General features: G+C 73.4%; 21 protein-coding genes and 2 tRNA genes. 5 read left to right on the top strand and 18 right to left on the bottom strand.

Features of this window, described 5'->3' with window-relative positions; genetic code table 11:
- The first annotated feature begins 18 nt into the window (after positions 1-18).
- Positions 19-2,754 carry a phosphoenolpyruvate carboxylase gene (gene ppc / locus OG550_RS22115; RefSeq protein WP_327684046.1) on the top strand — a complete coding sequence of 912 codons (2,736 nt, stop codon included), beginning with the start codon at positions 19-21 and terminating at the stop codon, positions 2,752-2,754.
- Between the two features lie 108 nt (positions 2,755-2,862).
- Here ppc and OG550_RS22110 read toward each other — a convergent pair whose 3' ends face one another.
- The 8 genes from OG550_RS22110 to OG550_RS22075 all read right to left on the bottom strand — a co-directional run bounded on the left by OG550_RS22110 (position 2,863) and on the right by OG550_RS22075 (position 9,477).
- On the bottom strand, positions 2,863-3,729 hold the full coding sequence (locus OG550_RS22110; RefSeq protein WP_327680140.1) for a hypothetical protein: 867 nt from the start codon (positions 3,727-3,729) through the stop codon (positions 2,863-2,865).
- Positions 3,719-4,240: a SigE family RNA polymerase sigma factor gene (locus tag OG550_RS22105; protein ID WP_327680138.1), complete on the bottom strand. Its 522-nt coding sequence runs from the start codon at positions 4,238-4,240 to the stop codon at positions 3,719-3,721. The genes OG550_RS22110 and OG550_RS22105 overlap by 11 nt, the downstream gene beginning before the upstream one ends.
- 99 nt (positions 4,241-4,339) lie before the next feature.
- Positions 4,340-4,609 carry a hypothetical protein gene (locus OG550_RS22100; RefSeq protein ID WP_327680136.1) on the bottom strand — a complete coding sequence of 90 codons (270 nt, stop codon included), beginning with the start codon at positions 4,607-4,609 and terminating at the stop codon, positions 4,340-4,342.
- A 356-nt stretch (positions 4,610-4,965) separates the two neighbouring features.
- Entirely contained in the window at positions 4,966-5,547 is a 582-nt protein-coding gene (gene pth / locus OG550_RS22095; protein ID WP_327680134.1) for an aminoacyl-tRNA hydrolase, read from the bottom strand.
- Between the two features lie 148 nt (positions 5,548-5,695).
- Entirely contained in the window at positions 5,696-6,286 is a 591-nt protein-coding gene (locus OG550_RS22090) for a 50S ribosomal protein L25/general stress protein Ctc (protein ID WP_327680132.1), read from the bottom strand.
- A 326-nt stretch (positions 6,287-6,612) separates the two neighbouring features.
- On the bottom strand, positions 6,613-7,590 hold the full coding sequence (locus OG550_RS22085) for a ribose-phosphate diphosphokinase (protein WP_327680131.1): 978 nt from the start codon (positions 7,588-7,590) through the stop codon (positions 6,613-6,615).
- 205 nt (positions 7,591-7,795) lie between these two features.
- The gene (gene glmU / locus OG550_RS22080) at positions 7,796-9,265 is read right to left on the bottom strand and encodes a bifunctional UDP-N-acetylglucosamine diphosphorylase/glucosamine-1-phosphate N-acetyltransferase GlmU (RefSeq protein WP_327680129.1); all 1,470 of its coding nucleotides are present in this window, start codon (positions 9,263-9,265) and stop codon (positions 7,796-7,798) included.
- A gap of 138 nt (positions 9,266-9,403) precedes the next feature.
- Positions 9,404-9,477: transfer RNA gene (locus tag OG550_RS22075), tRNA-Gln, on the bottom strand.
- Positions 9,478-10,095: 618 nt separating this feature from the next.
- On the opposite strand from OG550_RS22075, the gene OG550_RS22070 reads away from it, so the two are divergent.
- A complete protein-coding gene (locus OG550_RS22070) occupies positions 10,096-11,091 on the top strand; it encodes an acyl-CoA desaturase (protein WP_327680127.1) in 996 nt (331 codons plus the stop codon).
- A gap of 173 nt (positions 11,092-11,264) precedes the next feature.
- Positions 11,265-11,867 (top strand): TetR/AcrR family transcriptional regulator, encoded by a 603-nt coding sequence (locus OG550_RS22065; RefSeq protein ID WP_327680125.1) that lies wholly within the window; start codon positions 11,265-11,267, stop codon positions 11,865-11,867.
- A 26-nt stretch (positions 11,868-11,893) separates the two neighbouring features.
- Here the strand turns inward: OG550_RS22065 and OG550_RS22060 are convergent, their stop codons facing one another.
- Positions 11,894-12,718, bottom strand: a complete 825-nt coding sequence (locus OG550_RS22060; RefSeq protein ID WP_327680123.1) for a methyltransferase domain-containing protein — start codon at positions 12,716-12,718, stop codon at positions 11,894-11,896.
- Positions 12,719-12,829: 111 nt separating this feature from the next.
- Here OG550_RS22060 and OG550_RS22055 point away from each other — a divergent pair, with 111 nt between their 5' ends.
- Complete coding sequence (locus OG550_RS22055) at positions 12,830-13,324, top strand: MarR family winged helix-turn-helix transcriptional regulator (protein ID WP_327680121.1); 495 nt, start codon at positions 12,830-12,832, stop codon at positions 13,322-13,324.
- A 95-nt stretch (positions 13,325-13,419) separates the two neighbouring features.
- Here OG550_RS22055 and OG550_RS22050 read toward each other — a convergent pair whose 3' ends face one another.
- The 9 genes from OG550_RS22050 to OG550_RS22010 form a co-directional block, all read right to left on the bottom strand.
- The gene (locus tag OG550_RS22050; RefSeq protein WP_327680119.1) at positions 13,420-15,009 is read right to left on the bottom strand and encodes a polysaccharide biosynthesis protein; all 1,590 of its coding nucleotides are present in this window, start codon (positions 15,007-15,009) and stop codon (positions 13,420-13,422) included.
- Positions 15,010-15,131: 122 nt separating this feature from the next.
- The gene (locus OG550_RS22045; RefSeq protein WP_327680117.1) at positions 15,132-16,199 is read right to left on the bottom strand and encodes a LuxR C-terminal-related transcriptional regulator; all 1,068 of its coding nucleotides are present in this window, start codon (positions 16,197-16,199) and stop codon (positions 15,132-15,134) included.
- A 396-nt stretch (positions 16,200-16,595) separates the two neighbouring features.
- Complete coding sequence (gene galE / locus OG550_RS22040; RefSeq protein WP_327680116.1) at positions 16,596-17,573, bottom strand: UDP-glucose 4-epimerase GalE; 978 nt, start codon at positions 17,571-17,573, stop codon at positions 16,596-16,598.
- A gap of 277 nt (positions 17,574-17,850) precedes the next feature.
- On the bottom strand, positions 17,851-18,519 hold the full coding sequence (locus OG550_RS22035; protein ID WP_327680115.1) for a response regulator transcription factor: 669 nt from the start codon (positions 18,517-18,519) through the stop codon (positions 17,851-17,853).
- Positions 18,520-18,688: 169 nt separating this feature from the next.
- Positions 18,689-18,761: transfer RNA gene (locus tag OG550_RS22030), tRNA-Thr, on the bottom strand.
- Between the two features lie 249 nt (positions 18,762-19,010).
- A complete protein-coding gene (locus OG550_RS22025) occupies positions 19,011-20,354 on the bottom strand; it encodes an MFS transporter (RefSeq protein ID WP_327680114.1) in 1,344 nt (447 codons plus the stop codon).
- A 123-nt stretch (positions 20,355-20,477) separates the two neighbouring features.
- Positions 20,478-21,725 carry a type VII secretion-associated serine protease mycosin gene (gene mycP / locus OG550_RS22020; RefSeq protein ID WP_327680112.1) on the bottom strand — a complete coding sequence of 416 codons (1,248 nt, stop codon included), beginning with the start codon at positions 21,723-21,725 and terminating at the stop codon, positions 20,478-20,480.
- 133 nt (positions 21,726-21,858) lie between these two features.
- Entirely contained in the window at positions 21,859-23,505 is a 1,647-nt protein-coding gene (locus tag OG550_RS22015; RefSeq protein WP_327680111.1) for a WXG100 family type VII secretion target, read from the bottom strand.
- 43 nt (positions 23,506-23,548) lie between these two features.
- Positions 23,549-24,109, bottom strand: a complete 561-nt coding sequence (locus OG550_RS22010; protein ID WP_327680109.1) for a hypothetical protein — start codon at positions 24,107-24,109, stop codon at positions 23,549-23,551.
- 443 nt (positions 24,110-24,552) lie between these two features.
- Here OG550_RS22010 and OG550_RS22005 point away from each other — a divergent pair, with 443 nt between their 5' ends.
- Complete coding sequence (locus OG550_RS22005) at positions 24,553-26,469, top strand: FUSC family protein (RefSeq protein WP_327680107.1); 1,917 nt, start codon at positions 24,553-24,555, stop codon at positions 26,467-26,469.
- Positions 26,470-26,510: the final 41 nt, after the last annotated feature.

The raw sequence follows: 26,510 nt of genomic DNA, 5'->3' as shown, positions 1-26,510 counted from the left end.
GTCGCCGACAACTCAGCCCTGCGCGCGGACATCCGACGCCTCGGCGACCTGCTCGGCGAGACTCTGGTCCGCCAGGAGGGTCCCCAGCTGCTGGGCCTGGTCGAACAGGTCCGCCTGCTGAGCCGCACCGACGGCGAGGCCACCGCCGAGCTGCTCTCCGACATCGACCTGGAGACCGCCGCCAAGCTGGTCCGCGCCTTCTCCACCTACTTCCACCTCGCCAACGTGACCGAACAGGTGCACCGCGGCCGCGAGCTCGCCACCCGGCGCGCCCGCGAGGGCTCCCTGCTCGAACAGACCGCCGACCAGCTCGCCGAGGCGGACCCGAAGCACCTCCAGAACACCCTGGCCCACCTCGCGGTCCGCCCGGTCTTCACCGCGCACCCCACCGAGGCGGCCCGCCGCAGCGTCCTCAACAAGCTCCGCCGGATCGGCGAGCTGCTCGACCGCATCCACCGCGAGGAGATCGCCGCCGGCCTCTCCCACGCGGACCCGGCCCGCACCTCCTCGGCCCGGCGCCAGGCCGACCGCCGCCTCGCCGAGGTCATCGACCTGCTCTGGCAGACCGACGAACTGCGGATCGCCCGGCCCGAGCCCACCGACGAGGCCCGCAACGCCGTCTACTACCTGGACGAGCTGTACCGCGAGGCCGTCCCCGCGGTCCTGGAGGAGCTGCACGAGGAGCTGGCCCGGGTCGGCCTCGCCCTCCCCGACGGCGTCCGCCCGCTGACCTTCGGCACCTGGATCGGCGGCGACCGCGACGGCAACCCCAACGTCACCCCGCAGGTGACCTGGGACGTCCTCAACCTCCAGCACGAGTACGGCATCAAGGACGCCCTCGCCGCCGTCGACGACCTGCGCAACTCGCTCTCCACCTCCGAGCGGCTGGCCGGCGCCTCGGTCGAGCTGCTCGCCTCGCTCAACTCCGACCTCAACCTGCTGCCCGAGCTGAGCCCGCGCTACAAGCGGATGAACGCCGAGGAGCCGTACCGCCTCAAGGCCACCTGCGTCCGGCTCAAGCTGGAGAACACCCGCGAGCGGCTCGCCAACGGCACCCCGCACATCCCGGGCCGCGACTACCTCGGCACCCGCGAGCTGATCGCCGACCTGCGGCTGATCCAGGACTCGCTGCGCGCCCACCGCGGCGAGCTGATCGCCGACGGCCGGCTCGCCCGCGCCATCCGCACCGTCGAGGCGTTCGGCCTCCAGCTCGCCACCATGGACGTCCGCGAGCACGCCGAGGCCCACCACCACGCGCTCGGCCAGCTCTTCGACCGGCTCGGCGAGGAGGCCTGGCGCTACGCCGACATGCCGCGCGAGTACCGGCAGCGGCTGCTCGCCAAGGAGCTGCGCTCGCGCCGCCCGCTCGCCCCGACCCCGGCCCCGCTCGACCCGGCCGGCGCCAAGACCCTGGGCGTCTTCACCACCATCCGCGAGGGCTTCGACCGGTTCGGCGACGAGATCGTCGAGTCCTACATCATCTCCATGTGCCAGGGCGCCGACGACGTCTTCGCCGCCACCGTGCTGGCCCGCGAGGCCGGACTGATCGACCTGCACGCCGGGATCGCCAAGATCGGCATCGTGCCGCTTCTGGAGACCACCGACGAGCTCCAGCAGGCCGACCGGATCCTCGACGAGATGCTCTCCGACCCCTCCTACCGGCTGCTCGTCTCACTGCGCGGCGACGTCCAGGAGGTCATGCTCGGCTACTCCGACTCCTCCAAGTTCGGCGGCATCACCACCTCCCAGTGGGAGATCCACCGCGCCCAGCGCCGGCTGCGCGACGTCGCCCACCGGTACGGCATCCGGCTGCGGCTCTTCCACGGCCGCGGCGGCACCGTCGGCCGCGGCGGCGGCCCCTCGCACGAGGCGATCCTCGCCCAGCCCTGGGGCACCCTGGAGGGCGAGATCAAGGTCACCGAGCAGGGCGAGGTCATCTCCGACAAGTACCTGCTGCCCTCGCTGGCCCGGGAGAACCTGGAGCTGACCCTCTCCGCCACCCTGGCCGCCTCCGCGCTGCACACCGCCCCGCGCCAGGCCCCCGAGGAGCTGGCCCGCTGGGACGCCGCCATGGACCGCGTCTCGGAGGCCGCGCACAACGCCTACCGGGCCCTGGTCGAGCAGGAGGACCTGCCGAAGTACTTCTTCGCCGCGACCCCGGTCGACCAGCTCGCCTCGCTGCACCTGGGCTCGCGCCCGTCCCGCCGCCCCGACTCGGGCGCCGGGCTCGACGGCCTGCGCGCCATCCCGTGGGTGTTCGGCTGGACCCAGTCCCGCCAGATCGTCCCCGGCTGGTACGGGGTCGGCGCGGGCCTCGCCGCCGCCCGCGAGGCCGGACTCGGCGACGTCCTGGACGAGATGTACGGCCAGTGGCACTTCTTCCGCAACTTCCTGTCCAACGTCGCCATGACGCTGGCCAAGACCGACCTGCGGATCGCCCGCCACTACGTCGAGCAGCTGGTCCCGGCCGACCTGCACCACGTCTTCGACCAGATCGTGGCCGAGCACGACGTGACCCTGCGCGAGGTCCTCCGGCTCACCGGCGAGAGCGAGCTGCTGGAGCACAACCCGGTGCTCAAGCAGACCTTCACCGTCCGCGACGCCTACCTCGACCCGATCTCCTACCTGCAGGTCGCGCTGCTGCGCCGGCAGCGCGAGGAGGTCTCCACCGGCCGCAAGGAGGACCCGCTGCGGGCCCGCGCCCTGCTGCTGACCGTCAACGGCATCGCCGCCGGCCTGCGCAACACCGGCTGACCGGCCGCGGGGCGACCCGCCGGAACACCGAAGGGCCCCGCGGCGCGTGCCGCGGGGCCCTTCGCCCCCGTGTCCCCCGTGCTCCCCCGTGGTCCAGGTGCTCCCCCGTCAGTACCGCGGCCTCACCTCGATCACCAGGTCCCCGTACCGGGCCACGATGTCGGCCCTGGCGGCGGCCGCCTGCTGGGTCTCGACGACGACCCCGGTGCCGTCCTCCGAGATCCGGACGCCGGAGATCGTCACGCCCCGCTGCGCCCAGTAGGCCGCGTCCGCCACCTTGATCCGGTCCACCAGCGCCTCGAAGAACCTCCGCGAGCCGACCACGTCCGTGAACTCGATGCCGACCCCGGCGTGCGGGACGGACTTCGGGAGCACCGTGTCGACGTCGCTCCCCGGTGCCCGCATCACGTAGACCGTGTTGGTCACCACGTCGGTGCAGGCTCCGAACCAGTACTCCGGGTACCACCGCTCGCCGAAGCCCCTGATGGCGCCGGCCACCTCCATCGTGTGACGGGCGACCTGCTCCCGGCTGGAACTCATCTCCGGGCGCGGGGAGATCAGTTCCGGCGGATAGGTGTTCGTCCGCGCGGGAGTGGGCGCCAGACCGTGGATCTGCTCCCACGTGTACAGCCGCAGCGCGGCCGGCCCGAACGAGCAGTACTCGTACAGGCTGTTCCCGGAGGCGGAGGCCGACTCGCCCTGCCCGGCCCCGGACGGCCCCGGCAGCCCCCCGCCCCCACCGGTCCCCAGCTGCGTCAGCGCCCCCACGCCGACCACCAGCACCGCCGCCCCCGCGGCCACCCGGAGCGCCGTCGCCCGGCGCGCCCGCCGCCGCCCGGCGGCTCTCAGCTCCGCCAGCGGCGGGCTCCCCCCCACCCCCTGCACGCGCGCCCCGAGCCGGACGACCAGCTCGTCCTCGAACCGGTCCCCGGCGCCGTCCGCACCGCCCCGACCGTCCCCGCTCTCAACCTCCATGGCCCACTGCCTCCTTCTCCGGTGCCAGCTGCTCCCGAAGCGCCCTCGTCCCGCGGGCCAGGTGGGTCCGGGCCGTCGCCGGCGAACAGCCGAGCTCCTCGGCCACCCGGGCCACCGGCAGGTCGGTGTAGTACCGCAGGACCACGGCCGCCCGCTGACGCGGCGGCAGCGATCTCAGCGCCGCCTCCAGTCGCTCGTCCCGTGCGTCGACCGCCGCCACCGGGGTGTCCGGCAGCAGGGGCGTCAGCACCTCCCGGCGGGTCCGCCGCCAGCGCGACACATGGGTGCGGACCATCGCCTTGCGGACGTAGCCCTCGGCCGCCCCCGGGTCCCGTATCGCGCCGCGGCGGGCGTACACCCGGGCCAGGGCGTCGTGCAGGAGGTCCCGTGCGTCGTGGATGTCCCCCGTGATCAGGAACGCGCCCCGCAGCAGCGCCTGGTACCGCGCCGCCACGAACTCGTCGAACGGGTCACTCCCGGTGCCGTCCGGCCGCATCGATTCGCGCTTCATGCCCACAGGACGCACCGGCCGACGAAAACGGATGACAGCCCCGGGAAAATACCGGAGGGGCCGGCGTCCGTCGCACGGACCCGGCCCCTCCGGTCTTCGTCACTCCCCCAGGTCGCCCGCGCGCCGGCGCTTGACCCAGAGGGCCGCGCCGCCCGCCGCCACGACCAGGCCGCCGCCGACGGCCAGCAGGCCCGCGTCACCGCCGACCGCGCTGCCGAGCACCGGGCCGAGCTGCGCCGACACCGGCTCCGGGGACACCACACCCGGGTCCGGTTCCGCCACGGAGTCGGCGTGCGCGACACCGCCGGAGAGCAGCACTCCGGCCGCCCCCAGGGCGCCCGCCGTGCCCAGCGCACCCGCCGTGCCCATCCGCCGTCCGAGCTTCCTCAGCCGAACCACCCTGATCCGCCGAAGGCGCCGGACCGGCCGCAAACTCCGCATCGAGAACTCCCCAGAACCCGTTCGCGTACTGGCCTGACGCTATCCGATCGGCACAGACTTCTCACACCTATTCAGGTTTGGACGATCAAGCGTTGCACGACCGTTGTGCAGTGCCACCGCCCGTTCACACCGGGCCCCGGGCCGCCTTCCGCGGCCGCACGCCCAGGTGGTCCCGCCGGGCGCCGAAGCTCCTCCCCGACCGGGCCACACCGGATCTGACGCCCGGTCGGCCCCGCGGGAAAGCACCACCGGCCGCGACCGTGACGCGTCTCACACCCGGGGGGTCAGGAGTTGTACGTCGACTGGGCGCGCTCCAGCCCCTCCGAGAGCAGCGCCTCCACCGCGTCCGCCGAGCGGTCGACGAACCACTCCAGCTCCTTGCGCTCGGTGGCGGAGAAGTCCTTCAGCACGAAGTCCGCGACCTCCATCCGGCCGGGCGGGCGGCCGATCCCGCACCGCACCCGGTGGTACTCGGGGCCCAGCGACTTGGTGATCGACTTCAGCCCGTTGTGGCCGTTGTCCCCGCCGCCCAGCTTCAGCCGGAGCGCCGCGTAGTCGATGTCCAGCTCGTCGTGGACGGCGACCAGCGCGGAGGCCGGCGCCTTGTAGAAGTCCCGCAGCGCGGTGACCGGGCCGCCGGAGAGGTTCATGAACGACATCGGCTTGGCCAGCACCACCCGGCGCCCGCCCAACCGCCCCTCGGCCACCTGGGCCCGGCTCTTGTGCGCCTTGAACCTGGCACCCATCCGCTGCGCCAGCAGGTCCACCACCATGAACCCGATGTTGTGCCGGTTCCTGGCGTACTGCTCGCCCGGATTGCCCAGCCCCACCACCAGCCAGGGGCCCTCGTACACGTCCTCGCCCATCGCACCGCTCCTCGTGGTCGTCTGCACCGTCATCTTCCCGGACGCACCGCTGCCCCGGCCGCTCCCAGTACGGGGAGCGACCGGGGCAGCGGTCTCAAGCTGTTCGACAGGCCGGTCTGGCGGACTGTCGGGAAGCCTGCCGAAAGGCTCAGGCCTCGGCGCCGGCCTCGGCCTCGGCGGCCTCGTCCTCGACCGGGGCGGCCTGGGCGGCGATGACCTGCAGCACGACGGCGTCGGCGTCGACGGCCAGGGTGACGCCGGCCGGCAGGGTGATGTCCTTGGCGTGGACGGAGGCACCGGCCTCCAGGCCCTCGACGGAGACGGTGACGGCCTCGGGCAGGTGGGTCGCCTCGGCCTCGATCGGCAGGGCCTGCAGGACGTGCTCCAGCAGGTTGCCGCCCGGGGCCAGCTCGCCCTCGGTGTGGACCGGGATCTCGACGGTGACCTTCTCGCCGCGCTTCACCAGCAGCAGGTCGACGTGCTCGATGGTGCGCTTGATGGCCTCACGCTGGATGGCCTTCGGCAGCACGTACTCGTCCTTGCCCTCGATCGGCACGACCAGCAGGGCGTTCGGGGTCTTCAGGGCCATCATCAGGTCGTGGCCGGGCAGGTTCAGGTGAACCGGCGCGTGGCCGTGACCGTAGACGACACCGGGAACGAAGCCGGCACGGCGGGCGCGACGGGCGGCACCCTTGCCGAACTCGGAACGGGTCTCAGCGGCAAGGCGGATCTCGGACACGACTGCACTCCTCGTGAAAGCTGGCGCGGGGGTGCAGGCAACGCGAAAAAACCGCCGGGACCACACCCTCATAACATTCGGGGGTCACTCGGCGGCGCAACGACTTCTGCCGGATTCCGGAAGAATCCGGCGCCGGCAGCGCGTCGATCACGGAGCGGGCACCCGGCAAGCAGGCACACGGCATCCCTCGCCGAGCAGTTTCACGAGTCTAACCGGACCGGTGGCCTCTCGCGAAATCGGCGGCGGCCCCGGTCCGAAGGGAACCGGGGCCGCCTGCGCGGGTCGGCCGGTGCACGCCCGCGAGGGGCGGTGCACGGCCGCGGGGATCAGTGCACGCCCTCGAAGAGGCTGGTGACCGAACCCTCCTCGAACACCTCGCGGATGGCGGCCGCGATCGACGGGGCGATCGACAGCGTGGTGACCTTGTCCAGCTGGAGCGAGGCCGGGGTCGGCAGCGTGTTGGTGAAGACGAACTCGCTGACCCGCGAGTTCTTCAGCCGGTCGGCCGCCGGGCCGGAGAGCACGCCGTGGGTGGCGGCCACCAGGACGTCCGCGGCACCGTTCTCGAACAGCGCGTCGGCGGCGGCGCAGATCGTGCCGGCGGTGTCGATCATGTCGTCGACCAGGACGCAGACCCGGTCCTTGACGTCGCCGACCACCTCGGCCGAGAGGATGGTGTTGGCCTGCGTCATGTCGCGGCGCTTGTGGATGATCGCCAGCGGCGCGTCCAGGCGGTCGCACCACTGGTCGGCCACCTTCACCCGACCGGCGTCCGGCGAGACCACGGTGAGCTTCGAGCGGTCGACCCGCCCGCCCACGTAGTCGGCCAGCAGCGGCAGCGCGAACAGGTGGTCCACCGGGCCGTCGAAGAAGCCCTGGATCTGCGCGGTGTGCAGGTCCACGGCCATCAGCCGGTCGGCGCCCGCCTGCCGCAGCAGGTCGGCGACGAGCCGGGCCGAGATGGGCTCGCGCCCCAGGTGCTTCTTGTCCTGGCGGGCGTACCCGTAGAACGGCAGGATCGCGGTGATGCTCCGGGCCGAGGCCCGCTTCAGAGCATCGATCATGATCAGCTGTTCCATGATCCACTGGTTGATGGGAGCCGTGTGGCTCTGCATCACGAAGCAGTCGGCACCTCGGGCCGACTCCAGGAAGCGGACGTAGATCTCACCGTTGGCGAAGTCGAGGGCCTTGGTCGGGACGATCTCCCCACCCAGCGACGCGGCCACCTCCTTCGCCAGCTCGGGGTGGGCACGGCCGGAGAAGAGCTTCAGCTTCTTCTCGCCCGACGTCGTGATCCCGCTCACTGCCACCGTCTCCTCGCGTTGCTGACGCTGAACCCGTCCGCACCGCGCGGGCAGGCGTCAGCCTGCCGGCGAGAGGGGTCGGGGTAATTGTCGGTACGCCTGGACACGGGCGGTAGGCCCTGCGGCGCACGCATGACCCCCAGGTTACGCGCCCGCACAGAAACCGTCCGCCCCGGGACCATCCGGCGGACGGGCACCCGGCCCGTCAGGACTCCGCGGGAGCCGCTCCGCCGTCACCCGAGGCAGCCGCCGCGGCCTGCGCCGATGCGGTCCCCGGGCGCTTGCGCTCGACCCAGCCGGCGATGTTCCGCTGCTGCGCCCGGCTCACTCCGAGCGCACCCGGGGGGACGTCGTTGGTGATCACCGACCCGGCCGCGGTGTAAGCGCCGTCACCGACCGTCACCGGAGCGATGAACATGTTGTCGGACCCCGTACGACAGTGCGCCCCGATCACCGTGCGGTGCTTGTTGACACCGTCGTAGTTCACCGTGACCGAGGCCGCGCCGACGTTGGTGCCCTCGCCGATGGTGGCGTCGCCGATGTAGGAGAGGTGCGGCACCTTGGCGCCCTCGCCCAGCTCGGAGTTCTTCACCTCGACGTAGGTGCCGACCTTGGCCTTCCGGGCCAGCCTCGCGCCCGGCCGCAGGTACGCGTACGGGCCCGCGGCGGCGAAGTCGCCGATCTCGGCGCCGTCGGCCGTGGTGTTGGTCACACGCGCGCCGGCGCCGATCCGGGTGTCCTTGATCGTCGAGTTCGGACCCACCTCGCTGCCCTCGCCCAGGTGGGTGGCGCCCTGCAGCTGGGTGTTGGGCAGCACCACCGCGTCCGGCTCGTACGACACCTGGACGTCGAACCAGGTGGTCGCCGGGTCCACCACGGTGACACCGGCCCGCATCGCGCGCTCCAGCAGCCGGTCGTTGAGCAGCCGGCGGGCGTGGGCCAGCTGCACCCGGTCGTTGATGCCGAGGATGTCCCGGTAGTCGGCGGCGACCACGGCGCCCACCCGGTGGCCCGCCTTGCGCAGGATCTCCAGGGTGTCGGTCAGGTACTCCTCGCCCTGCACGTTGTCGGTGGTGACCTCGGCGAGCGCCCGCACCAGCAGCTCGGCGTCGAAGGCGAAGACCCCCGAGTTGATCTCGTCGATCGCCCGCTGGGCGTCCGAGGCGTCCTTCTCCTCGACGATCGCCGCGACCGCGCCGTCCACGCCGTCCCGCAGGATCCGGCCGTAGCCGAAGGGGTCGGGCACCACGGCGGTCAGCACCGTGACACCGTTGCCCTGCGAGGTGTGGGCACCGGCCAGCGCGCGCAGCGTGTCCCCGGTCAGCAGCGGCGCGTCCCCGGTGGTGACGATCACCGTGCCGGCCAGCTCGACCCCGTCGGCGGCCAGCGCCTCCAGCGCGGTCCGCACGGCGTGTCCGGTGCCGTTCTGCTCCTCCTGCACGACGGCGCGGGCCGCCGGGTGACGGGACGCCAGGTGCTCGCTGACCTTCTCCCGCAGGTGGCCGACCACCACGACCAGGTGCTCCGGCGTCAGCTCCTCCGCGGCCGCCACCGCGTGGCCGACCAGCGACCGGCCGCACACCTCGTGCAGCACCTTCGGCAGGCTGTTCGACTTCATCCTGGTCCCACCACCGGCGGCGAGCACGACAACGGCGGCAGGCGAATTGGCACTCACGGGGGGAGGCTCCTCGTTCGGTTCACAGAGGGGGCAGTGCAGCCCGGCCGGGACACAGGCCGGTCGCCTTCGCACAGTCCGCCGGACAGCCCAGACAATACCGGCGGCCGGGTGACACGCGCAGATCGAGGCGCCAGGTGGCTCCGCCGCTAGGATTCGAACCCAGACAAAGGCCTCCAAAGGGCCCTGTGCTGCCATTACACCACGGCGGACAGTCGCCCAAACCCTACCCGAGACGACCTCCTCCTGGGTATCGACCGTGCCAATCCGCGGGCCCGGATCCGGCGGCCGGGGCGGGCCCGGCCCGGCGCGGTGATGACCAGGCAGCCGCGGTGCCCGTCAACGGCGTTCCGCCCCGCGGACCTCCCCGGGGGCGCCCCCGGCCCTCCCCCGGATCCCCCGGCGGATCCCCCGGCGGATCCCCCGGCGGTCCGCTCGCCGGCGGTCCGCTCGCCGGCGGTCCGCTCGCGGGGCGGCCCGCCGACCGGCGGCGATCCGCGCGGGGCGCGTGACGACACGGGGCGGAAGCGGACGTCATCCATCCAGTCGGGTGAATTCACTCAAGAGCCGCCCGGCGGCGTATTCCCTTGGCGGCGGAGCACAACCTACGATTCCGTAGGTTACGGACACGTAGCCTTTGCCCACGCCCCACCCCGGCACCGGCCTCACCGCCGTCGCCCCGGCCTCACCGCCGGCGCCCGGCACCACCGCACCGCACCACCGGCCCCTCACCGCCGGTGCCCCACCAGCACCCCCCACCACCGGTCCCCTTCACCACCGCCCCCGTTCGTCCTGTCCCCCGTTCGTCCTCTCCCCGTCAAGGGACGCCCATGACCATCCAGGCAGGCGAGGCGCGCGCAGAATCCCCGCGCTCCACCGCCACCCCCCAGTCCGCCGAACAGCCCCCCGCCCCGCCCGGGGTCTCCGCCACCCGCGGCGGCGAGCGCCAGGGAGCCGCCGAGCGGATCGCCCTCGGCCTCTTCATCGCCGTCCCCTTCGCCGCCCTGGTGGCCGCCGTCCCGGTGGCCTGGGGCTGGGGGCTCGGCTGGACCGACCTCGCGATCGCCACCGTGATGTACTTCCTGACCTGCCACGGCATCACCATCGGCTACCACCGCTACTTCACCCACGGCGCCTTCAAGGCCAACCGGCCGCTGCGGATCGCCCTCGCGGTGGCGGGCTCGCTGGCGATCGAGGGACCGCTGGTGCGCTGGGTGGCCGACCACCGCAAGCACCACCGGTACAGCGACAAGGACGGCGACCCGCACTCGCCCTGGCGCTACGGCGAGACCGTCCCGGCCCTGCTCAAGGGCCTCTGGTGGGCCCACATGGGCTGGCTCTTCGACGAGGAGCAGACCCCGCAGCTCAAGTACGCGCCGGACCTCGTGCGCGACCCGGCCATAAGGCGGATCTCCCGGCTGTTCTGGCTCTGGACCACCATCTCGATGCTGCTGCCGCCGCTGGTCGGCGGACTGGTCACGCTCTCCTGGCAGGGCGCGCTCTCCGCCTTCTTCTGGGGCTCACTGGTCCGGGTGGCCCTGCTGCACCACGTCACCTGGTCGATCAACTCGATCTGCCACGCGGTCGGCGACCGGCCGTTCCGCTCCCGCGACCGCTCCGGCAACGTCTGGTGGCTGGCCGTCCTCTCCTGCGGCGAGTCCTGGCACAACCTGCACCACGCCGACCCGACCTCGGCCCGGCACGGCGTCCTGCGCGGACAGATCGACTCCTCGGCCCGGCTGATCCGCTGGTTCGAGCTGGCCGGCTGGGCCCGCGACGTCCGCTGGCCGGACGCACAGCGGATCGCCGCCCGCCGCGCCGCATGAGGGCGCGCCTGCAGCATGATGTAGGGGTGAACGGGAGCAGCGCAGACAACACAGGCGGCCACCAGAGCACGCGGACGGACGCGGCGCCCGATCCGGCGCAGGCCCGTCCGCGTGCCGCCGCCGGGGCGGAGGGCGCTGCGCCGGCACCGCGCCGCCGGGGCGGCCGGGTACGGATGACCGGCAAGCAGCGGCGGGAGCAGCTGCTGGAGGTCGGCCGCATCGTGTTCGCGGAGCGCGGCTACGACGGCACCTCGGTGGAGGAGATCGCCGAGCGGGCCGGGGTGTCCAAGCCCGTGGTGTACGAGCACTTCGGCGGCAAGGAGGGGCTGTACGCGGTGGTGGTCGACCGCGAGATGCAGCTGCTGCTGGACATGGTGACCGGGGCGCTGACCGGGGGGCACTCGCGGGAGCTGCTGGAGCAGGCCGCGTTCGCGCTGATGGACTACATCGACACGTCGACGGACGGCTTCCGGATCCTCGTCCGGGACTCCCCGGTCGCCCAGTCGACGGGCACCTTCGCGTCGCTGATCAGCGACATCGCGACGCAGGTCGAGGACATCCTGGGGCTGGAGTTCAAGGCGCGGGGGTTCGACGCCCGGCTCGCCCCGATGTACTCGCAGATGCTGGTGGGGATGGTCGCACTGACCGGCCAGTGGTGGCTGGAGGTGCGCAAGCCGGAGAAGGCCGAGGTGGCCGCCCACCTGGTGAACCTGGCCTGGCACGGCCTGGAGGGGATGGAGCGGCACCCCAAGCTGGTCGGTGACCGCAAGGCCTGAGCGGGCCCGGCCCCGCCCGGGCGGGCTCAGCCCCGCCTGACCGCGACGGCGAAGATCCGGCGGAACGGGAAGACCGTCCCGTGCGGCCCCGCCGGGTAGGCCTCGCGGAGCAGTGCGCCGTACTCGGCCAGGAAGGCCGCCCGGTCGGCCGGATCGGTGAGCCTGCCGAGCACGGGCCGCAGCGCGGTGCCCTTGACCCACTCCAGCACCGGGTCGGCGCCGGTGAGCAGGGTGCTGTAGGTGGTCTCCCAGACGTCGGCGGTGCAGCCGGCGTCGGCGAGCACCCGCAGGTAGTCGTCCGGTCCGTGGACCCCGGCCCGGGCGGCGTCCGCGCCGAGCGCCTCGCGCCAGCGCGGGCTCCGACGGAGTCCGGCGAGCAGCAGGTGGCTGGGCGAGTCGAAGTTGCCGGGCACCTGGAAGGCGATCACCCCGCCGGGCCCGAGCGCGGCGGCCCAGCGCGGCAGCAGGCCGAGGTGCCCGTCCGCGGGCCCGTGCTCCGGGTCGAAGCCGATCCACTGCAGGGCCGCGTTGGAGACGATCAGGTCGGGTGCCGCACCGGCCGGGTCGTAGTCGGCCGCGTCGGCGAGCAGGTACTCGGCGGTGGGCTCGCCCGCCCCGCCGCGGGCCGCGGCGAGCATCTCGGCGGAGTTGTCGATCCCGGTGATCCGGGCTCCCGGCCAGCGTTCGCGGAGGACGGCGGTGGAGTTGCCGGGTCCGCAGCCGATGTCGAGGACGGTCGGGGCGGGTTCGTCCGGCAGCGCGGGGACGCGGGCGAGCAGGTCGCGCAGCGGGCGGGTCCGTTCGTCGGCGAAGCGCAGGTACTGGCCGGGGTCCCAGACGGGCGAGGGCATGGCCCACCTCTCAAGTATCTCGACATCAAGATATCCAGTCGCAGCTTCCGCCCTGGATTTCTCGATGTCAAGAGACTTCACATCGACACAACCCCCGATACACTGATCGCCATGGAGGACGAGGTCGATCGGCTGGTCGCAGCATGGCGCCGGGAGCGCCCCGACCTCGACGTGGAACCGCTTGAGGTGCTCAGCCGGGTCAGCCGGCTCGCGCGGCACCTCGACCGTGCCCGCCGGGCGGCCTTCGCCGAGCACGGGCTGGAGCCCTGGGAGTTCGACGTCCTGACCGCGCTGCGGCGGGCCGGCTCCCCGTACCAGCTCTCCCCCGGCCAGCTGCTCACCCAGACCCTGGTCACCTCCGGCACCATGACCAACCGGATCGACCGGCTCACCGGCAAGGGCCTGGTCAAGCGGCTGCCCGACCCGGACGACCGGCGCGGTGTCCTGGTCCGGCTCACCGACGACGGACGCGACCGCGCCGACCAGGCGCTCGCCGGACTGCTCGCCCACGAGCGCGAGCTGCTCGCCCAGCTGACCGGCACCCAGCAGGGCGAACTCGCCGGACTGCTCCGGCAGCTGGTCGCACCCTTCGACAACATCCCCTGACCGGCGGCCCCGACCAGGCAGCCCCCGACCCGATGGGCGGCGCCTGAGGATCCGTCACCGCGGGGTACGCCCGGGGGACACCCGAGGGGCGGACCTCAGAACCCGTCCGGGTAGGGCGTGCTCAGCGCCGGCACCGGGGCGGGCACGGGGTCCGGCGTCCGGTAGCCCGGCAGCAACTCGGCCAGCCGGCGGCGCACCTCGCCGTCGCTGTTCACCGCCGCCGCCCCGTACAGCCCGGTCAGCCCGCCCGCGAGGTCCTCCGGTCCGGAGCCGGACTCGGCCAGGGTCGCGTAGATCCGGTCGTGCGCGGTCGGCAGCCGCTCCTCCCCCTCGGAGAACAGTGCCTCGTTGAGCTTCTCGCCCGCCCGCAGCCCGGTGTAGCGGATCTCCACCTCGTCCCGGCCCAGCTGCACCTGCTCGGCGAAGTTGTGCACCAGGTCGACGATCCGCACCGGCTCGCCCATGTCCAGCACGAACACCTCGCCGCCGCGCGCCATCCGGCCGGACTCCAGCACCAGGCCGACGGCCTCCTCGATGGTCATGAAGAACCGGGTCACATCGGGGTGGGTGATCGTCACCGGCCCTCCGCTGCGCAGCTGTTCGGCCAGGACCGAGAGCAGCGAACCCCGCGAACCGAGCACGTTGCCGAACCGGACGGCGGAGAACACCCCGGTGCCGAGGTTGCGCGCGTCCCGGGCGTTGGCCTGGACGATCAGCTCGGCCAGCCGCTTGCTGGCGCCGAGCACCGAGGTCGGATCGGCCGCCTTGTCGGTGGAGATCAGCACGAACCGCTCCACCCCGGTGGCCAACGCCGCCTCCACCAGGTGGTCGGTGCCGAGCACGTTGGACTTCACCGCCTCACTGGGGTGGCGCTCCAGCAGCGGCAGGTGCTTGTGCGCGGCGGCGTGGAACACCACCTCGGGCTCCAGGTCGCGGAAGATCTGCTGGATCCGCGGCCGGTCCCGGATGTCGGCGATCACCAGCGACTCGTCGGTGAGCAGCGCCTCGCCCCAGATCTCCAGCTGGAGCCGGTGCAGATTGGACTCGTCGTGGTCGAGCATGTACAGCGCGCTCGGGTTGAACGCGTGGACCTGGCGGCAGAGTTCGCTGCCGATCGAGCCCCCGGCGCCGGTCACCAGCACCCGCCGGCCCTCGATCACGTCCCGGACGTCGGCCGAGACCACGTGCACCTCGTGCCGGCCGATCAGCCGGTTGACGTCCAGGCTGCGCATGTCGGAACCGACCACCTCGCGCCGGAGCGCCGCGAGGAAGGACGGCAGGTAGCGGACGGCGGCGCCGGCCGCGGCGGCGGCGGTGGCCAGCGCCCGGACCCGCTGCGGGGCGAGGCCGGGGATGGCCAGTGCGACCGCCTCGACGCGGTGCCGGACGGCGAGGCCGGTCAGTTCGGCGAGGGTGCCGAGGACGGGGACGCCGTCCACCGACCGGCCGGCCTTGGCGGGGTCGTCGTCGAGCAGGCCGATCGGGGCGAGGCCGAAGTCGGGTGTCCGGCCGAGGTCGCGGACCAGGGCCGTGCCGGCCGCACCGGCGCCGATCACCAGGGTGCGCAGCCCCGCCTGCGGGGCGGCCGGGGCGTGCGGGGCCGGGGCGTGCGGAGTCAGGGCGTGCGAGGTCGGGGCGTGCGGGGTCGGTCGCGGGGCTCCCGGGAGCTCGTCCGAGGCGTTCACGCCCCCGTCCTCACCCTCCTGGGCCGTGTGCGGGCGTGCGGAAGTGCTGTGCGACGACATGTGTCCTCCGGAGTTCCCTGACCTGGCGGACCTGAGCCCGGTACGACGGTGAGACGGGCGGATCAGCCGGCGCCGGGAGCTGTGGTCGTGGCGACGGACGGCGGGGCTGCGGGAGCGGCCGGCTCGGACGGACTGACACCCGCCCGGCGGGCCACCGCGACGGCGGCCAGGGTGGAGTGCACCCCGAGCTTGCCGAGGACGTTCTGCATGTGCGTGCGGACGGTGTGCGGGGAGAGGTAGAGCCGCTCCGCCACGGCCTGCCGGCCGAGACCGGCGACCATGCAGCGCAGGATCTGCTTCTCCCGCGGGGTGAGCGTGTCGACCAGGCGCTCGCTCTCGGTGCGGTCCCGGCGGGCGGTGGTGAGCTCCCGGATGACGCCGGTGAGCAGCGCGGGCGGCAGGTGCGTCTCGTCCCTCAGCACACCCCGGATCACCGCCAACAGCCTGGCCAGCGAACTCTCCTTCGCCACCCAGCCGGTGGCACCGGCGTGCAGGGCGCGGGCGGCGCGGTGCGGGTCGTCGGCGGTGGCCAGGACGATCGCCCGCAGGCCGGGGTGGTGACGGCGGGCCCGGACCAACAGGGTGATGCCGTCGGGCACCGGGGCGGTGGCCGACGGCGCCGCGGGAGCGCCCGCGCCGGCGGGGAGCACCGGATGGGACTCCGCCGGGTGCGGACCGGCCGGGTGCGGACCGGCCTGGTGCGGACCGGCCTGGTGCGGACCGGCCTGGTGAGCGGCCGGGCGCTGGGCGGTCGGGTAGCGGACGGCGGGCGCGCCGCCGATGCCGGACGTTCCCGTGCCCTGGGCGCCCGGCCCGCCGGGCACGGCGGCCGGACGGCGGGGCGACGGCAGGGCGGCGGGCCTTCGGCGGAGGACTTCGGGCGGCGGGTCGACACCCGGCTGACGGGTCCTGCGCGCGGCCGCCCCGGCCTCGGCGATCCCCAGGTCCGCATCGACCAGGACCACGTCGAAGGCGCGTCCCTCGGTGGCGGCGCGCTCCAGCGCCCGCTCCGCGGCGGCCGCGCTGCCCGCCGCGCCGACCTCGACATCGGGTTCCGCGGCGAGCGCCGCGGCGAGCGCCTCGGCGAAGATCCGGTGGTCGTCGACCACCAGGACGCGGATCCGTCCCATCGACACTTCCCCCCTGCTCAGCTCCGGCCGCGTCCGGGGCGGCGCCCCGGCCCTGCCGCCGCCGTCCGGGCACCCCTGCGCCGCCAACCCCCCGGGTACCCGGGAGTGCTGAGGTGCCGACCCCCACCGGTACCGGAATCAGCGTACGGGGTGGGCGCCGACCCGGTGGGGGTTTGGTGAAGTTTCGTCAAGAGGTGGGAAATCGGAGCGACTTGGTGCACCTCGGGCCCCCGGCGCCCGGCTCCTTCGCCGCGTCGGATCCGGACCGGAGCCGTGTCGCAGCCGGGCCGACGCCGTGCCGCAGCCGCCGGGAACGCCGGAGCGCCGCCCCCTGCCTGCGGGGGCGGCGCTCCGTCCGTGCCCGGCCCGTTCGACCGGGTGCTCTGCCTGTCGGACCTACCGGCCGTTCTTCTCCAGGGTGAACTTCCAGGCGTCGGCGACGATGTCGTCCAGGTTCGGGCGGCGCGGCGTCCAGCCCAGCTCCTTGTGGGCGCGCTCGGCCGAGGCGACCAGGACGGCCGGGTCGCCGGCGCGGCGGCCGGAGACCTGCACCGGGATCTCCCGGCCGGTCACGCGCTTGACCGACTCGATCACCTCGTGGACCGAGAAGCCGCTGCCGTTGCCCAGGTTGCAGATCAGGTGCTCGCCCGGCCTGGCCGCGTCCAGCGCCAGCAGGTGGGCGTCGGCCAGGTCGGCGACGTGGATGTAGTCGCGGATGCAGGTGCCGTCCGGGGTCGGGTAGTCGTCGCCGTACACCGCGATGTGCTCGCGCTGACCGAGCGCCGCCTGGAACACCAGCGGGATCAGGTGCGACTCCGGGTCGTGCCGCTCGCCGAACGCGACACCGGAGGAGGAGGCGTACGCACCGGCCACGTTGAAGTAGCGCAGCGAGACGGCGGCCAGGCCGTGGGCCACGGCCTCGCCGGTGATCAGGTGGTCGACGGCCAGCTTGGTGGCGCCGTAGGTGTTGGTGGGCGCGGTGCGGGCGCTCTCGGCGATCGGCACGGACTCCGGCTCGCCGTAGGTCGCGGCGGTGGAGGAGAACACCAGCTTGCGCACGCCCGCCGCGCGCATCGCGCCGACCAGCTCCAGCGAACCGGCCACGTTGTTGCGCCAGTACTTCTCCGGGTCCGCGACCGACTCGCCGACCTGCGAGGAGGCGGCGAAGTGCAGCACACCGTCGAAGGAGGCGTCCAGGACCTCGCCCGCCTCCTGGATCCGGCCCTCGACGAACTCGGCACCGGCCGGCACGCCCTCGCGGAAGCCGGTGGAGAGGTCGTCCAGGACGGTCACCTGGTGACCCGCCTCCAGCAGGTGGGCGGCCACCACGCTGCCGACATAGCCGGCGCCACCCGTGACCAGGTACTTACTCATGCTCGACCTCCAGCGGACGATGGTCCGCCGCCGTCGGCGGGCCATCGGAGACGTACGTACGACTGCGGCCATTCTCCCTGGCCCGCAGGGGTGCTCCGGACCACCGGGCACTCCCCCTCGCGTCCGCTGTGCCCCGCTTCGGTGCGCCCGGACACCCCCCGGCCACCCGTACGACACCTCGCGCCGCGCACTCCGTCCCCGCCGGCCCCGCCGTGGCCGCGAACCCGCACCGGGCCCCGCGCCCCGGACCGGCCGTCCGGACCGGCGGGCGCCGCCCTCAGGGCCGGGCCAACCGGTCCAGCAGCCCGGTACGCGCCGCCACCGCGGCCGCCTCCAGACGGGTCCGCGCGCCGAGCTTCATCAGCACCCGCTGGACGTGCGTCCGCGCCGTGCTCGCGGCGATCCGCATCCCCGCCGCGATCGCCGCGGTGTCCTCGCCGTCCGCGATCCGGGCCAGCACCTGGACCTCGCGCCGGGTCAGCAGCCGGAGCAGCCGGACCGCCTCGTCGTCCGGCTCGGCCGCCGGCCTGAGCAACTGGTCGAAGGCGCCGCGGAGCACCTCCACGGCGACCGCCGCCTCACCCGCCCGAGCCCGCGCGATGGCCCGCTCGACCACCTCGATCCGCTCGTCACTCGGCACGTAGCCCGCCGCCCCGGCCGCGAACGCCCCTGCCACACCGCGCAGTTCACCGACCGGGCCGAGCACGATGACGGCCACCTCGGGCCGCTCCCGGCGGATCCGGCGCAACCCCTCGAAAGCCCCCGGATCAGCCGGTGCGGCCACCCCGAGAAGACACACCTCAGGCCTCCGACCCACCACCAGGTCGGCCGCCGACGCGGCCGGCGAACCGACCGCGAGCACCCGGTGACCCCGCAGCTGGAGCGCGGTGGCCAGCGCCTCCGCCAGCAGCCGGTGGTCGTCGACCACCACGAGTCGAACACCCATGAGGCCCTCCAGATCGGCGTCCGGCCCGCGCCCCCACCCGGTCGGGGCGGGCGGCCGATGACGCACCATCACAGCGCATTCCGTACCCGACTTGCTAGGCCGTCTCACCGCCGCCACGGGGGTGGATACACGAAAAAGACCCCCGCCTGATGGCGGAGGTCCTTTGCCGAGCCCCCATGCGGAATCGAACCGCAGACCTTCTCCTTACCATGGAGACGCTCTACCGACTGAGCTATAGGGGCCTGTTCACTCTGTTCCCGCTTGCTCGCTGACCGCTCGCTCGCTCGAACAAGGAAGACACTACACGGCCCGGGACCGGAAAGGGAAATCGACCCGGGCCGGCCGGCCCACCGCGTTCACCCCCTTCCGCACGCCCGATCGACCCCTCCGGACCGACGCCGACCGGCCTCCGCTCCGCCCCCGGCCACCACCGGATCCCGGCCCGCCCGGGAGGCCGCGGCTCCCGGGCGGCCGACCCCGCCGACCAGGCCCTACGCCGCCGGATCCACCCCTGCCCCGGCCCCCAGCGCGGATGCCCGACGGCGCCCGCCGTGGGCCCCGGCCACCGCCAGATCCGTCCCGCTCGTCTCCGGCAGCAGCCGCAGACAGAGCAGCGCCACCACCCCCCACACCGCCAGGTACCAGCCGACCGGCTCCGCCGTGCCGTACGCGTCCGTCAGCCTGGTCGCGATCAGCGGCGTGGTCGCCCCGCCCACCACCCCGCCCAGGTTGTACGTGAGGGCGGCCCCCGTGTACCGCACCCGGGTCGGGAACAACTCCGGCAGGAACGCCGCCAACGGCCCCAGCAGACACCCCAGCACCACCATCGCCCCCGCCAGCGCGACGAACATCAGCGGCCGCCGCACCGTCTCCAGCAGAGGGAACAGCACCAGCCCCCACACCACCGCCAGTACGGTCGCCCCCTGCAGGGTCCGCCGACGCCCCCACACGTCACTGCGCCGCGCACTCAGCCACACCGTCACGCCCTTCCCCACCGCGCCCGCCAGCAGCATCGACAGCACCACCGTGCTCGGCACGCCGAGACCGGTCGTGGCGTACGCCAACGCGTACGTGGTGGTCAGGTAGAACAGCGCGTACCCCACGGTGATCGCACCACAGCCGACCAGCACCGTCCGCCAGTGCCCGCGCAACACCTCCACCACCGGCGCCCGCTCCGCACCCGTGCGCGCCTCCCCCTTGAACAACGGCGTCTCCTCCACCCGCAGCCGCACGAACAGCCCCACCGCCACCAGCGCCAACGACGCCAGGAACGGCACCCGCCAGCCCCAGGACCGGAACGCCGCCTCGTCCAGCCACAGTTGGAGCCCCAGGAACACGCCGTTGGCCAGCACGAAGCCACTGGTCGGCCCCAACTGCAGATAGGCGCCGTACCGGCCGCGCCGCCCGGCCGGCGCGTTCTCCGCCACCAGCAGCGCCGCACCGCCCCACTCGCCGCCCAGCCCCACCCCCTGACAGACCCGCAGCACCACCAGCGCCACCGGCGACCACCAGCCCCACACCTCGAACCCCGGCAACAGCCCCACCGCCGCCGTCGACAGGCCCATCAGCAGCAGCGACACCACCAGCGTCGTCTTCCGCCCCAGCCGGTCCCCGAAGTGCCCGAACGCCACCGCCCCCAGCGGCCGCGCCAGGAACGCCACCGCGTACACCGAGAAGGCCGCCAACAGCGCCCCCACCGCACCCAGTTCCGGGAAGAACACCCCGCCGAAGACGAGCGCCGCCGCCGTCCCGTAGATGAAGAAGTCGTAGAACTCGATCGCCGTACCGATCAGCGCCGCAGCCGCAGCCCGCCGCATCTGTCCCTTCGCACCCATACCACCACCCTGACGACCACTCCGCCCACCGGACCAGCACCCACCCGGGTGACACCGGCGCCCTCCCCTCACCACGCGCCGCCCCGCACGCCGGTCGTACGGACCGTCGCCCGACACCCGGCACTACGCCGACCGCCGCCGCCTCACGAACACCACCCCGCCGACCACCGACAGCACCACCAGCCCCCCGGCGCCGGCAATCACGATCGGCACCGCCACACCGGAATCCGACTGCTCCTCGGCCACCGGCCGCACCGCAGGCCCGCCGACCGGAGCACCCCCCTCCCCCGGCACCGGCGCGGGCACCGCCGGCCCCGTCTGAACAGACGGGGCCGAGGAGGAGGGAGCGGGCGAGGTCCCACCGACCGCCTGCTCCGGGATCGGATACACATCCGCCGGCCCCGGATCCCCCGGCTCGGTCAGTGCGACCCTCGGCCGAACAATGCCGTAGCCGACGATGTCATTCCGATTGGATCCGTCCGTGGGCTTCCCCGCAGTGTTGATCAGAACCCGCGCGACTTGATTCGCGGTCCATTCCGGATGTGCCGACCACACCAGAGCCGCCGAGGCGGAAACCAATGCCGTCGCATCGGACGTACCATGGCCCTTGCAATAACCAGAATCCGCGGTACAAGCGTTGTAGATCTCGACACCCGGCGCCGCGAGGTCAACCTGCGCCCCCTGCTCCGACTCGGCCGTGACCATCCCGGATCGATCCACCGCACCCACGCCGATAACACCAGGAATCGCCGCCGGGAACTTGACGGGGTTTCCAGCCTGCGCAGAATTGCCCACACCTGCGACCAAAAGAGCTCCCTTGGCACGCGCGTACGCAACGGCCTCCTTCAACTCATCGATGTCCTGATTCGACACACTCGAAGCCGACGTCGCCTGGGAGATGCTGATGATCTTGGCGCCATGATCTGCCGCATAAACGACACCCCGGTTGATCTGCCTCAGAAATTCCGAGGTGCTGACACCAGCAGAGTTGTCGTTATTCTTGATCTTGATCGGCAGCACCCTAGCCCCCGGCGCCAGGCCGTAAGCCCCCTTCCCTCCAAGCCCCTTCCCGGATCCCGCCACCAAAGCGGCCATCTCGGTTCCGTGACTTTCCGTATATTCCCCCACTCCTCCCGAGAGACCACTGAGGTCCTGCCCCGGAAGTAGTTGCCCCACCAGGTCCGGATGGTCAAGCTTGAAGCCGCTGTCAATCACGGCCACCGTGACGCCCTGACCCTTGCTGATCTTCCAGATCTCCGAGACCTTCATGGCATCCAGGTGCCACTGCTGATCACGGATCGAATCCGCCGCAACCGCAGGGCCAGTCGGACCAGCGGCAATTCCCGCCGCCAGCACCGCTACGGCCAACACCCGCCCGCTTACCCGTACGTCCGTCCGCCGCACCACAGCTCCCTCGTCGGTTTGCCCGCCAGGCGAGGACACGCCCCGGACAGGTCTGCCCGGCCACCGGGGTGAGCCCAGTGGCCGGGCAGTCGTTGGCTGGTTACTCGACCACGCCGGGGTTGCTCTTCGAAGAACCGCCGGTCCAGGTCTCCTCGTTCTCGTACAGGTAGTCGGCCCGGCGGCGCTCGCGCCCGCGCCGATCAGCCGGGCCGCCCATCACGCCCGGCCCCATCATGCCGCTCGGGGCCTGACGCGCCCCGCTCTCCGCCGCTGCTCCCGCAGCGGCGGCCCGGTTGCGCAGGCCGCTGCCGCCCGGCGTGAACTCGCCGTCAGCCGCTGGGCTCTTCTGCCCACCGACCACACCTCCGCCGGTCGAAGCGGGGCCCCGGCTGCGCGGACCTCCTCCGACCACAGCGCCACCACCGCCGTAGCCGCCCATGCCCGGATGGACACCGCCACCCATCCCGCCGAAGCCGCCTTGGCCGCTGGCCGCACCGAACCGACCCTGCGCCTCCCTGGACCCGAAGACCGGGCCGGTGGTGCCTTCCGGAACCGAACCGCCGCCTTTGGCAGGCAGGTTGCCGCCGACGGCACCCGCCCGGTTCGACGGGAGCGCCCCTCCACCACCCTTGACGGGGACGGAGCCGTCACCGATCGACCCAATGCCTCCGAACGGAGCAGGCCCGCCGGGGTAGGGGACGGGGCCGCCGCCGGGCACCGTCGGATGGCCTGAGCTGCCTCCCTGGGTGTACGGCGGCACGGGACCACCGCCGTTGGGACCCGCCGGACCAGTCTGACCGGGCAGGGTCGACACGGGCGGAAGGCCGTCCAACCCGGCCCCCGGGTGGCCGGCGGGGTACGGCGGGAGTGTGAACGGTCCGGCCGCCCCCGGGCCGTGCGGCAGCGGCACCGATCCGCCACCGTGCTGCCGGATCGGCGAAACGTGTCCCTGTGAGCCCAGCCCCTGTGGAGCCGGTGCGGAAGGACGCGGCGTCACGGATCCGCCGGCACCGCCATAGCCTCCACCTCCGCTGTAGCCGGAGGCAACGCTTCGCGAGCCACGAACGGCGCCACCGGAGCCGACATGCCCACCGCCTCCGACCGCGACCGCGTCGCTACCCCCGACACCGCCGTTGTCGCTCGCTGCCCCCGGCAGATCCGGCAACTTGAGCCCGTTCAGCTTGGTGATCGCCGCGTCGTACGCCTGTGCCAGCTTCTCCATCTGGTGGATGGCTTCCTGGTGCGCGGCATCGATCCGCTTCTGGGCCGCCGCGGCCTCCGCGTAGGAGACCCAGCCGGGGTTCTCCTTCTTCATGATCGCGTCGGTCATCGTGGCCGGGTTGCCGATCCCGGCCACGGTCACCGCCGATGGCTTCAGACAGGGCTGCTTGGAATGCCGGGAGACCGTGTCGATGTCGGTCGTCGGTGGTTCCGGCACTCCGGTCTTCGCGGTGCTCAGCGCCTCGCCGGCCTGGACCATCGCGTCGCCGGCGCCCTTCGAGAACTCGCTGATCATGGCGGCCGACTTGTTCAGGTCGGTGGCCCAGGTCTTGAAGCCCTCGGCGGCCGGCCCCTCCCACTGGATCCGGCCCAGGTGGGCGGCCAGTGCCCGGCTGAGGTCGTCCAGGACCCGGCTGGCAGCCTTGAGTTGGTTGCCCCGGCCGGCCACCTTCGACGGATCGCTGTCGATGACCATCGACTTGAGCTTGGCGTGCTCGATCCCCTCGAAGTGTGTCCCTCCGGCCATCAGTTGCCCCCCGTGAGGATGGAACTCTTCCCGTGGACCGTCGTCATGAGAAGGAACCACCGCCGCCCTGCTTCGGCGCGGGCCCGTTCGGTCCGGCCGCCGGGGCGTAGGTGTCGGCGTTCCTCGCGACCGCCTTGGCCGTCGCGGTCTGCTGCTCCTCGTTGCTCCCGTACGCGCCCGCCGTCTGGGCGACCGCCGTGCTCATCGTGGCGATCTGGTCCGCGAAGGCCTTCGAGAGCCGTGCGATGGCCGCGTGCGTCCTGTCGTACGCGGCCATCAGGTCCTTGGACTCGCTGAAGCCGGTACCGAGGTTCCCCTCCGTCAGCTTCTGTTCCTTGACCTTGTGCTGGGCCGCTTCCGAGCCCTCCAGTGAGGCCAGCAGCGCGTCGACCTGCTTCTTGAAGGTGGCCAACGTGTCGAGTTCGACTTCGACGTCCTTGGAGCCGAACGCCGCCACCAGTGCGGTGGCGCTGCCGTCCACCTGGGCCCGGCCTGCCGTACTGCCGGTCCAGCCGTCGTCGAGCGGCCACGGTTTCACCTCACCGTCGGGGCCGTCCGCCCGTCCGGCGCCGCCCGGTCCGGCCTCGCCTGGCACAGTCTCCACCTCTCCCCCGTGCGCGGGGCGCCTCCCTGGGCTTCGCACCGCGACACACCGTCAACTACGCGGCCGTGCAGGCTGGACAGGTCCGACGGGGTCGCGCCGTCCGACCCGGCGGAGCCGTCCGCCCTTCGGGGTGGACGTCACAGCGGTCATGGTAGCCACGGCCCCCGTCGGGCGGGCGGATCCCTTGGCGCGCCTGTACGCGATCGGTACGAACTTTGACACGTGCGGGGTACTCCCACGCGCCCCGGTGGACGCCCTGCACGGCACGGGGCCGCCCACCACCCACCACCGCGTCCAGGGGGCCCCGGCGTCCCGGCGGATAGACTGGCCGCGTCCGGTTCCACCGGGTACGACCTCATCTGCCGCGCAATGTCGCACAGCAGCGACCCCGGGCCGCCCCGTCCCCTTCGAGGCGGGCCCCGCCGCAGATCGGATGCAGCCACGTGACCGCCGCCCCGCCCGCCGACTCCCCCTGGTGGGCCCGCGCCGCCCGGCCCGCGCGGCCGCCGCTGCCGCTGGCCCTGATGGTGCGCGCCGCGCTGGGCATGGCGGTGCCGCTGGCGGTCGGCCTGCTGACCGACCGCCTGGACCTCGCGGTGTTCGCCGGGCTGGGTGCCATGCACGCCACGATGAACGACCGCATCGAGCCGGTCCGGTTGCGCGCGCCGCGGATCGGGGGCGCCGTCCTCGCGTCGGCGCTGGGCATGCTGATCGGGACGGCGCTGCAGCACCTCGGTCCGACGGCGCTCGCGCTGGGTGCCGCGCTGACGGTCACGGCCTTCGTCTCGGGTGCGCTGAGCGCGACGGGCCCGCGCGGGTCGGCGGCGGGCATGCTGCTCCTGGTGTCCGCCGCGCTGGGCAGCGGCATGCCGTTGCCCCACCCGTGGTGGGCGGCGGCGCCGATGATGCTGGCCGGTGCGGCGTTCGTGGTCCTGCTGGGGCTGCCGCTGCGCAGTTACCGGCTGCCCGGTGCGGATCCGCGCAACCGTGCGCTGGCGGCCGCGTACGACGCCCTGGGCCGGGTACTGGCGGACCTGGGAACGCCGCAGGGCGCGGCCTCCCGCCAGGTGCTGACGGCCCGCCTGAACCAGGTGCAGGACCTGCTGCCCCCGTCCCGTCCCCGGTTGCCGGATTCGCCGCGCACGGTGCGGCTGCGCCGGATGTACGAGGCGGCGCTGGCGGCGACCGAGGCGGCGGCCGGGCTGTTGTGGGCGTGGCGGCCGGTGCCGGCCGAGGTCGCGGCGGTGCCCGCCCTGCTGGCGCGGGCCGTGGAGCGGGGCGGCGGCGAGGTGCCGGTGCCCGACTGGCTGCCGGACACGCCGTCCCGGCGGGCGCTGGACGTGGCGCTGCGGGCGGCGGCGGAGACGGTCGCGGGCCGGGAGGCCGTGCTGGGCACCGCGCCGGTCCCGCCGCCGGATCCGTGGCGGCTGCGGGTGCGGCTGCTGTCGCCGGCCTCGGTCCGGTACGGGCTGCGGGTGGCGCTCTGCATCGCGGTCGGGTCGGCCGTCACGGCCGCGCTGCCGCTCAGCAGGAGCTACTGGGTGCCGATGACGATCGCCTTCGTGCTGAAGCCCGACCTGGGCTCGGTGTTCCTGCGGGCGGTGAGCCGCTCGGTCGGGACGGTCCTCGGGGTGGCGGTGACGGCGGGACTGCTCCTGTTGACCACGGACGCCTGGGCGCTGACCGGGATCGCGGCGCTCTGTGTCGCGCTGCTGCCGTACGCGACGGCGGCGCACTACGGGCTCAACACCGTGGTGATGACGCCGATGGCGCTGGTCCTGCTGCAGTTGGGCGGGCAGAGCGGGGCGGCGGAGTTCTGGCCCCGGTTGCTGGACACGGTGCTCGCGAGCGCGATCGTGCTGCTCTTCGGCTACCTGCTCTGGCCGGAGCGCGCCCGCCACCGGATCGAGCCGCGTCTGGTGGCCGCGGCGGGGGCGTTGAAGGACTACCTGGCCTCGGTGGCGCAGCAGGACGGTCCGGAACCGCTCGCCGAGGTGTGGCTGCGCCGGACGGCCTACCGGGCGCTGGCCGATGCCCGGGCGGAGGTGGAGCTGGGCCTGTCCGAGCCGCCGCCGACCGGGCGGCTGGCCGCGCGGTGGCTGCCGGCGACGGCCGCGCTGGAGCGGCTGAGCGGGGCGGTGGCGGCGTATGCGGCGCAGCGCCGGTACGGGGGCCGGGTGCCGGATCCGGTGGAGGTGGACCGGGTGCGGCGGGCGTTGGACGATCTGACGGCGGCGGCCCGTGCGCATCGTCCGCCCACCCGTGCGGCGGCGCGTCCGACGCGGCCGCACGACCCGGCGCGCAGTGCGCTGGGCCGTGCGGCGGACGAGCTGGACACGCTCCTCAGCGGGAGCCCGTAGGCGCCGACAGGCCCCGGCGGCCGCGCCGCGCCGCCACGCCC

Source organism: Kitasatospora sp. NBC_00458, assembly GCF_036013975.1.
Lineage (GTDB): Bacteria > Actinomycetota > Actinomycetes > Streptomycetales > Streptomycetaceae > Kitasatospora.
Note: the sequence above shows the minus strand (reverse complement) of the source record. Positions and strands in the feature narration are given on the sequence as shown.

Coding starts and splice junctions, on each gene's coding strand:
- OG550_RS22110 (WP_327680140.1), bottom strand. CDS start 3,729: ATGGAGGTTGAGAGCGGGGACGGTCGGGGCGGTGCGGACGGCGCCGGG.
- OG550_RS22105 (WP_327680138.1), bottom strand. CDS start 4,240: ATGAAGCGCGAATCGATGCGGCCGGACGGCACCGGGAGTGACCCGTTC.
- OG550_RS22100 (WP_327680136.1), bottom strand. CDS start 4,609: ATGGGCACGGCGGGTGCGCTGGGCACGGCGGGCGCCCTGGGGGCGGCC.
- pth (WP_327680134.1), bottom strand. CDS start 5,547: ATGGGCGAGGACGTGTACGAGGGCCCCTGGCTGGTGGTGGGGCTGGGC.
- OG550_RS22070 (WP_327680127.1), top strand. CDS start 10,096: ATGACCATCCAGGCAGGCGAGGCGCGCGCAGAATCCCCGCGCTCCACC.
- OG550_RS22065 (WP_327680125.1), top strand. CDS start 11,265: ATGACCGGCAAGCAGCGGCGGGAGCAGCTGCTGGAGGTCGGCCGCATC.
- OG550_RS22060 (WP_327680123.1), bottom strand. CDS start 12,718: ATGCCCTCGCCCGTCTGGGACCCCGGCCAGTACCTGCGCTTCGCCGAC.
- OG550_RS22055 (WP_327680121.1), top strand. CDS start 12,830: ATGGAGGACGAGGTCGATCGGCTGGTCGCAGCATGGCGCCGGGAGCGC.
- OG550_RS22045 (WP_327680117.1), bottom strand. CDS start 16,199: ATGGGACGGATCCGCGTCCTGGTGGTCGACGACCACCGGATCTTCGCC.
- galE (WP_327680116.1), bottom strand. CDS start 17,573: ATGAGTAAGTACCTGGTCACGGGTGGCGCCGGCTATGTCGGCAGCGTG.
- OG550_RS22035 (WP_327680115.1), bottom strand. CDS start 18,519: ATGGGTGTTCGACTCGTGGTGGTCGACGACCACCGGCTGCTGGCGGAG.
- OG550_RS22025 (WP_327680114.1), bottom strand. CDS start 20,354: ATGGGTGCGAAGGGACAGATGCGGCGGGCTGCGGCTGCGGCGCTGATC.
- OG550_RS22015 (WP_327680111.1), bottom strand. CDS start 23,505: ATGGCCGGAGGGACACACTTCGAGGGGATCGAGCACGCCAAGCTCAAG.